7 protein-coding genes and 1 pseudogene are annotated in these 3,330 nt (G+C 32.1%); 2 read left to right on the forward strand and 6 right to left on the reverse strand.

Going from position 1 to position 3,330, the window contains the following annotated elements; genetic code table 11:
• Positions 1–46 precede the first annotated feature (46 nt).
• On the forward strand, positions 47–244 hold the full coding sequence (locus tag JJE11_RS16840; protein WP_291637706.1) for a PF20097 family protein: 198 nt from the start codon (positions 47–49) through the stop codon (positions 242–244).
• An 83-nt stretch (positions 245–327) separates the two neighbouring features.
• On the opposite strand, the gene JJE11_RS17815 is transcribed toward JJE11_RS16840, so the two are convergent.
• On the reverse strand, positions 328–453 hold the full coding sequence (locus JJE11_RS17815) for a Fic family protein (RefSeq protein WP_366927955.1): 126 nt from the start codon (positions 451–453) through the stop codon (positions 328–330).
• Positions 454–738: 285 nt separating this feature from the next.
• Here JJE11_RS17815 and JJE11_RS16845 point away from each other — a divergent pair, with 285 nt between their 5' ends.
• Positions 739–1,092: a hypothetical protein gene (locus JJE11_RS16845; RefSeq protein ID WP_291637708.1), complete on the forward strand. Its 354-nt coding sequence runs from the start codon at positions 739–741 to the stop codon at positions 1,090–1,092.
• 114 nt (positions 1,093–1,206) lie between these two features.
• Here JJE11_RS16845 and JJE11_RS16850 read toward each other — a convergent pair.
• The 5 genes and pseudogenes from JJE11_RS16850 to JJE11_RS17820 all read right to left on the reverse strand — a co-directional run.
• A pseudogene (locus JJE11_RS16850) lies at positions 1,207–1,394 on the reverse strand (KilA-N domain-containing protein); the annotation flags it as partial.
• Positions 1,381–2,286: a VOC family protein gene (locus JJE11_RS16855; RefSeq protein ID WP_291637710.1), complete on the reverse strand. Its 906-nt coding sequence runs from the start codon at positions 2,284–2,286 to the stop codon at positions 1,381–1,383. The gene JJE11_RS16855 and the pseudogene JJE11_RS16850, both read right to left, overlap by 14 nt.
• A gap of 170 nt (positions 2,287–2,456) precedes the next feature.
• Positions 2,457–2,585, reverse strand: a complete 129-nt coding sequence (locus JJE11_RS16860; protein ID WP_291637712.1) for a hypothetical protein — start codon at positions 2,583–2,585, stop codon at positions 2,457–2,459.
• A 260-nt stretch (positions 2,586–2,845) separates the two neighbouring features.
• Entirely contained in the window at positions 2,846–3,010 is a 165-nt protein-coding gene (locus tag JJE11_RS16865) for a hypothetical protein (RefSeq protein WP_291637714.1), read from the reverse strand.
• Between the two features lie 145 nt (positions 3,011–3,155).
• Positions 3,156–3,329: an SEC-C metal-binding domain-containing protein gene (locus tag JJE11_RS17820; protein WP_366927956.1), complete on the reverse strand. Its 174-nt coding sequence runs from the start codon at positions 3,327–3,329 to the stop codon at positions 3,156–3,158.
• Position 3,330 lies beyond the last annotated feature (1 nt).

Here is a 3,330-nt window from a genome sequence, read left to right on the forward strand (position 1 = left end):
GAGTAACAGAATTGAATAAAAAAAGAAAACTAAGGAGGACTATTATATGAAATGTCCATATTGTGATAAAGAGATGTTAATAGGCGACCTCTACGGAAGCAGAGTAGAATTAAAGTGGTTAGCAAAAGATGCACATAAGGGGATAATCCATGCTTTAACTAGGAGTGGGTGTCCTAAAATAGAAACTTACAAGTGTATCTTTTGCAATAAGTTCATAAGTGACATTCCTTTTGATGGGCTTTAATAGTAAAAATTTAATCTTCCCACAATGAGTAAGGCGATGACTGGATGTCATCGCCTTACTCTAAATTATTTGAATATGATATATTATCTTTTTTTACAATAATATTTTTGTTTTGGACTTATCGGTTTATCTGGCATTGTTAATCTCAATAATCCACCTTCAATCAAAGGATTTAAAATATTATTTCTGACTCCTGATTTTATTGCAATTTATTACCCCCTCTTGTAATTCACACAAACCCTTAAGATATCTACACTAGAATATAAATATATATATATATTACAAAAAAACAAAAACACCTTATTAATATAAGTATAAAAATTGCCTATATAAGTGAGAATCAAACTTTAAAAACTCTATTACGGTACATACCCCCTTTATAAATTTGTAATGTAATAAGTGAATTAATGATAAACCCTTATATTACGTGAAATACAGGATCACTTAATGGAGGCTCTTCCAATAAAACAGTTATAGAACAAAATTTCGAAACTATGAATCGTATGGCAGCTAATAATGAGCTTTCAAGAAATATCGACTACGATGCAGTGCTGGATTTAGATGGAGATTTTGTGCTCCGCCTTAACTATACATCCTTTTATGATAGGTTTGTAAAGTACTGTAGGGAGCATAATGTGGCTCATGAGGTGTTGCCACTGAGTAGTTTCAAAAAACAATTAAGTAATATGCAGTATTGTAAATGCTACAATAAACCTGTGAATTTTTCGGTGAGACAAGAACATCCAAAGTATAAAAAAACTTTTAGATGTGCAGTAGTTTATATTAGTAAGCTTCGGGAGAAGAATGTTGATGTAGATTTTATTGCGGATGATAATGTGGTGGATTGAATATACGAATATATTAAGATTTAACCAATGAGGAAACAGCAATTACTAAATCAAATTCTCTTTTAATCTCTGATATTCCTTAATTAAGTACAGCTTAAATTCCGGACTAAGTCATGAACCAAATTCAAAAGCAATATCCTTATGAGCGTATGTTCCACCATATCTACCAGCACTTGATTTTATACCAATTGCATTAGTAGAAGAAACCCACTTCTTACCGATAGATAATAACTCCTTGTTCCAGATTGATTTTTAATTCCCTCGAATTCGAGGGAATTAAAATCACAATTATATACGCTTTCCCCCTTCATTTATGCCCAACCGTGCTTGCTCCAAGGCATTTAAATCAAACTTTTTCATTTTAAGAAAAGCCTCTGTCACTCTTTGAATTTCCTCTTTTGTTCCTTTTGATAATATTTCTTCCATATTTGATGGAACAATCTGCCACGATACGCCAAATTGGTCTTTAACCCATCCGCATTGCTCTGCCTCAGGTACAGCAGAAAGTTTGCCCCAATAGTAATCTATTTCCTTTTGATCTTTACAATTTACAATTAATGAAAATGCCTCATTGAAATTGAAATCAGCATCATTACCATTATCCATCGCCGAAAAATCAACACCGCAAAGCTTAAAAGCAGCATAATTTATCTTAGCTTTTAATGACTTTGCTTCACCACTGCCATATTTGCTTATTATGCCTATTTCTGAATTTTCGAAAACTTCTGTGTAGTACTTCACTGCTTCTTCGACTTTCCCACATGCATCATTTGAGAAAAGCAAATTTGATGTAATCTTTTGAACTGTTAGTCCACTATCAACAAGCATCAACTGCCAAGACAGTCCATAGCGATCTTGAATCCACCCATACCACTTGCTAAATGGATATTCACCAAGTGGCATAAGTTCAGTACCGCCTTCCGACAATGCTTTCCATTTAATATTCACTTCCTCTAAAGAGTTACAAGCTACCATCAATGAAATCGATGGATTTAATTTAAAGTAAGGACCTGCACTTATTGCCGCGAATGGTTGCCCAGCTAATTCAAAATTTACAATTTCCGCATCTCCTGAAGGAGTATCTCCAATAACTGTCACGTTTAAAAGCTTTGATTGGTCAAATAAACTAATATAGAACTCGGCTGCCTCTTTAGCCTCCTTGTCATACCATAAATGGGGAACTATTTTTTGCATATTGATCTCCTTCCTTAATCATCATTATAAAAGATTTCATGCTTCATATTACCAGTATACCAATTTATCTGAATAAGTAAACATAACCTTATCCTTTTTATTCTCCTATAGAATAGGCATATTCCTCTTCCTAAAATTACATAGAAGAAAATAGCTAAACATATTTTATATTACTCTATATTAAACATATTTTCAGTGATGCCTGTGCTAGTAAACTGTCCTCTTAATAGCTCAAAATACATTCTATTACCAAAAATCCCACCAGTCATTTGTTCTACAGATTTCATCAGTCTTAGCAATATTCTCCTCTGTAATTCAATATCTGTATTAGTATCTACAGCGATTTTATATCCTCAGAAGCTATACCTGTCTCTACAACTATAAAAAGTAACTCTACCAATTCCTTTGAATAAATCTACTTCAGTTACCAGTTCACATTTCCTGGCTATCTTCGTGATTTATTGATTCATTTTTTTATTTTAACAAATGCGTCAATATCATCAGCTAAATACAAAATACCGTAGAAGTTAATCTACAGTATTTCGTATTGCACTTCAATTCAAAATACAGGATATTTGTTTGATACAAGACAGGTTAAAATATTAAGTACTGTTAATGTCCCATCAGAATGTTGATCTATATTAATTGCATAACTACTTAGGGACCCATCATCTTTTATATATTGAACTGTAACAAATTTATAAAATTGATTAATAGTATTCATTTCAATGGATAACTTCAAGATATCTGATATCTTTAATTTTATATATAAGTGAAACAAGTGGCTGAGCACTGTCAATCTTACTAATTTTACTTCCCTTTGAAACATTTACATTTGTGCCACTTCACTCAAAAACTTACATAATTGTTTACTTCCCACAACACTTTTTGTATTTCTTCCCGCTCCCACAAGAACATAAAGAATTCCTACCTATGTTATTTTCATTTATTGCTTTTACTTGACCTGTTTTATCATTATATTCTGGCAACTTAGATAATTTATTACTATATCTTTCTTCATTAAATGACTCCTCATTTTTCAAA

Origin of the sequence: Clostridium sp., assembly GCF_016650095.1 — a bacterium.
In the GTDB taxonomy this organism is placed as follows: domain Bacteria; phylum Bacillota; class Clostridia; order Clostridiales; family Clostridiaceae; genus Clostridium_AD.

Excerpts from the sequence above, each read along its gene's own strand:
- JJE11_RS16840 (WP_291637706.1), top strand. The coding sequence starts at position 47 with ATGAAATGTCCATATTGTGATAAAGAGATGTTAATAGGCGACCTCTAC.
- JJE11_RS16845 (WP_291637708.1), top strand. The coding sequence starts at position 739 with ATGAATCGTATGGCAGCTAATAATGAGCTTTCAAGAAATATCGACTAC.
- JJE11_RS16855 (WP_291637710.1), bottom strand. The coding sequence starts at position 2,286 with ATGCAAAAAATAGTTCCCCATTTATGGTATGACAAGGAGGCTAAAGAG.
- JJE11_RS16865 (WP_291637714.1), bottom strand. The coding sequence starts at position 3,010 with ATGAATACTATTAATCAATTTTATAAATTTGTTACAGTTCAATATATA.